The following is a 281-nucleotide window of genomic DNA, read 5'->3' as shown; positions in this document are numbered from 1 at the left end:
CGTAGAGATGTGGAGGAATACCGATGGCGAAGGCAGCCCCCTGGGATAATACTGACGCTCATGCACGAAAGCGTGGGGAGCAAACAGGATTAGATACCCTGGTAGTCCACGCCCTAAACGATGTCAACTAGCTGTTGGGGCCTTCGGGCCTTAGTAGCGCAGCTAACGCGTGAAGTTGACCGCCTGGGGAGTACGGTCGCAAGATTAAAACTCAAAGGAATTGACGGGGACCCGCACAAGCGGTGGATGATGTGGATTAATTCGATGCAACGCGAAAAACC

At 53.7% G+C, this 281-nt stretch carries 1 rRNA gene; it reads left to right on the top strand.

The annotated features are described in order from the left end of the window. Window positions 1–281 (top strand): 16S ribosomal RNA (locus CHR62_RS15555); the annotation flags it as partial.

This window comes from Pusillimonas sp. NJUB218, from assembly GCF_003788685.1.
Classification (GTDB): domain Bacteria; phylum Pseudomonadota; class Gammaproteobacteria; order Burkholderiales; family Burkholderiaceae_B; genus Neopusillimonas.
The sequence above is the reverse complement of the archived record's forward strand: the minus strand, read 5'-3'. Positions and strand labels throughout refer to the sequence as shown.